Source organism: Dapis hubbardiae BLCC-M172 (assembly GCF_050016015.1).
Taxonomy (GTDB): domain Bacteria; phylum Cyanobacteriota; class Cyanobacteriia; order Cyanobacteriales; family Microcoleaceae; genus Trichodesmium.
Genome location: NZ_JBNHEQ010000046.1, coordinates 1 through 3,389, shown reverse-complemented (window position 1 = coordinate 3,389; position 3,389 = coordinate 1). Strand labels below are relative to the sequence as shown.

The 3,389-nt window shown below is 37.6% G+C and carries 1 protein-coding gene; it reads right to left on the bottom strand.

Annotation, left to right across the window (positions count from 1 at the left end; translation table 11 throughout):
* Window positions 1-340 precede the first annotated feature (340 nt).
* Window positions 341-1,684, bottom strand: a complete 1,344-nt coding sequence (locus tag ACP6PK_RS04840) for a sedoheptulose 7-phosphate cyclase (RefSeq protein ID WP_426558243.1) — start codon at window positions 1,682-1,684, stop codon at window positions 341-343.
* Between the last annotated feature and the right edge of the window lie 1,705 nt (window positions 1,685-3,389).

Genomic DNA, 3,389 nt, shown 5'->3' with positions numbered 1-3,389 from the left:
AGTGGGGGAGATGATGAAGTAAGTCAAAAAAATTCTACCTTTTTCCTCTATTCTATAATTCTCCATCTCCTGACTACTGAGGACTGAGGACTGACTCCTTTGGCAAAAACCTTTACCTTTGCGGAGATACCTTCAGGGGTTCTATAAGAAACCGGGTTTATCGGAAACAGATATCAGTGAAATAGGTCATTTCATATAAACCCGGTTTCTCTGCAAAGTTACGGCAAGAATTTAACTTCTGAATTCTGAATTCTACTAAACCCGGTTTCTCGGAAAAAGTGCTGTAATTTAGTTACAGTAAGAATTTAACTTCTGAATTCTGAATTCTAAATTCTAAATTCTACTCCAGACCTAAGTCACTCAAATACATTTCTTCGCCTTTTCCTTCACCAGGGAAAGTAGCACAATAATTCTTATGTTCCTCAATAGCAGATGTTAATAAGTCTGGAGGTACTTCACCAGCAAAAGCACAAGAACCAATACCTGCAGGTAGAGGTGCCCACAAACCACTACTACCACGCTTACGACGCATATTTTTTTGGCCTTTAAGCATTAATTCTGTATCTTCGAGAATAGGATGGTAAACAGACAAACCTATAGAAGCACACAATGCAACTATGCGATCGCGGTCATCTTTCTTGATCCAACCCATCTCTAATGCTAAAGTCGCTCCAAAAGCCATACCAATACCTACAGCATGACCGTGCATCAGTTTGGCCGCTGGTTCAAAACGAGGACTCCAGGTGTGTCCATAAGCGTGAGGTCTATCTTGATAGGTCTCGAACATATTTGTGCCTTCATGCTTCATGTAGGAATACAAAGCACGATAAATTACCTCATCAGCTATTTTTTCCAATTCCTCATCTGCATCAACATTAGCAAAATGAGTATCCACTAAACGCTTACCGTATTTTTCCATCAATTCAAATAATACTGGATCATCGGTAACTGCCATTTTGATAATTTCTGCCATCCCGTTGCGAATATGACCTTTTGCCAAAGTGCGGAACAAAGTACGGTCTACAATAGTTAGCACAGGAGGGTGGTAAGCACCAATACTATTCTTAAATAGATTACCATTTGTACAGGTACGAGGGGATGGTCCCGCATCAATAGCTGCAACAATTGAACTTCCAATCATCACATAAGGTGTCCGTCGGTGTTGCAAACTACAAGCTAAACCAGCAACATCGCTTAGTACACCACCTCCAATTATCAAAACAGGTTCATTACGGGATACATCACAACCATCTTTACCCAAGAATGCCAATATTTTGTGGACTGTCTCAGGAGTTTTGTCTGACTCCCAAGCACGACACACAAGAACTTCTAGAGGAATTTCATTCTGTTTAAAATAATTTTGCAGTTGTTCTCCGTAAAGTTCATCTACTGTCTTATCGACAACTGCGATACACCGACCACGGGTTTTGTAGATTTCAGCTAAAGCAGGGTTAGATGGGTTTAAAACTCCATTTACTAATCTTACTTCTGACTGGAGGGTAAATGTTGCATTAATTTGGAATGAGCGACCATCCTCTACTGCTCTAATTTCTCCACGACCATCATACCATTCTGAGGTACGATATTTTTCTGCATGATCGCGCCTAATACTTGGGTCAAATGTGAAGTCTGGTTTGTTTACTTCTTCAATGACTGCTGTAGAAGTTGATATTGCGTTACTCATAATTGTATTTAGTTAATTGTTGGCTTAGAAGTGTTATCTGTGTTCTTACACAACAGATGTTTGCTTTTACACTGGAAGTCTGTGTAAAAGCTTAATGTAATACCTTTAGGGCTTACACAGTACAACGTAATTTTTGTCATGGCGTTTTGCTGGCGCACAACTCCGTTTTTCATGTCGCGCAGCTAAACGCTGCGCGACATGTTTTGCATTCTGCAAAGCTTTCCTATCGGAATGCTCCGCAAACGCACTTCGGCTGTTGCCGACATGAATGCGCAGCATTCCGTCAGGAAAAAGCGACAGCTTTGCAATAGTAACTGACAGGGTTTGCAGAGCTGTCCGGAACGGATAGCAATCTCAAATCCTAGTTTTTTGTACCTCATGCGTAATTCCTGACCTTATTACTAAGGTTAAGACAAACCAAAGGGTCTGTCATTTCTTTGAAGTAGTTTCTAAGAAGTATTCAATTATAGGCTAATTATTTTTGTTGCTACTGTATGGCTGAGTAGTGCTATCAGCTCCAAACCCAAACATTGATAGCTTACCACATTTTTATAGACTTTTGCCGGGAAGCAATTATCTTTAAGAAATATTTTCTGATTTCTGTAAAGATTAACATTAGATCAGTTTTATCCACAGCAAGCTTGACAATTTTCCTAAGATAGAAAATCGCACAATGTAATCGTTTTTTTGTTCACACTGAAACTTACTTAAATTTCCTCGTTTTTGATAGCAAAACTGAACTAATGCTTTTATTAGTTTTCGCTTATTATTTTAGTTCTCCACACTTCTATAGTGGAAAGTTGCTCTTCTTCTTTCTCGTCTAGCTTCCACTTTAGATTACAACCGTGATTCACGTTTTGATCTGGATTTAACGGTTCTTTGGTAGTTATGGTGTTTAGCATAGTTGTCAAATCCTTTATTAATGACTAAATAACTTACTTGGGAGTTTTAATTGTACCAACGTGAATTTTATTGAATGAGCATTCTTAGTTAGCTTCTAGATACTGAGCTATTACTTATGCTTAAAGGTAGACTCAACAAGCAGTATAGAACCCCTGAAGGGATCTATTTAAAATTATAGATTGAGAGTAGGGGAGTGGGGGAGTAGAGGAGATGCTCTAAATTCTACCTTTTTCCTCTATTCATTCTCCATTCTCCATTCTCCATCTCCTGACTCCTGACTCATAAGCCAAAAACCCTTATCTTTCGCAGATACCAAATGGTTTCTATAAGATCCTTAGCTAATGGAAGCAGTTGGAACTTTTTACCTATTTTCATAGGTACTACGGTTTTAATATCGCGTAGCAAAACCAGTTTAGCTAGCAATAGTTAAGTCATGGACTTGAGAATTTATTTTTAGTCTTGCCTGTTAGTTTAACCCTAATTGTTGCTCGTTTTATTTAATATTAAGTTAATAGTTGTTAAGCTTTAGCAATTATATATAACTTTGATGAATTTTTCAGATAAAAATTATCTCTATATGATATAATTTTTGTTTTAAGTTAATTATGATGAAAATATCATTATATACTCCTCCAACTTTCACATTTAGATGTTTTTTATAACCTCCAATTAACCTTAGATATTTTGAGGGTAAATTATATCATGTCCGGATAATTAGTGATCAAAAGAACTTTCTCCTTTTTATAGTTTCTTTCTCCTCTCTTCCCTCCTGACTCCTGTACGGGCGTTAACGATAGTTATG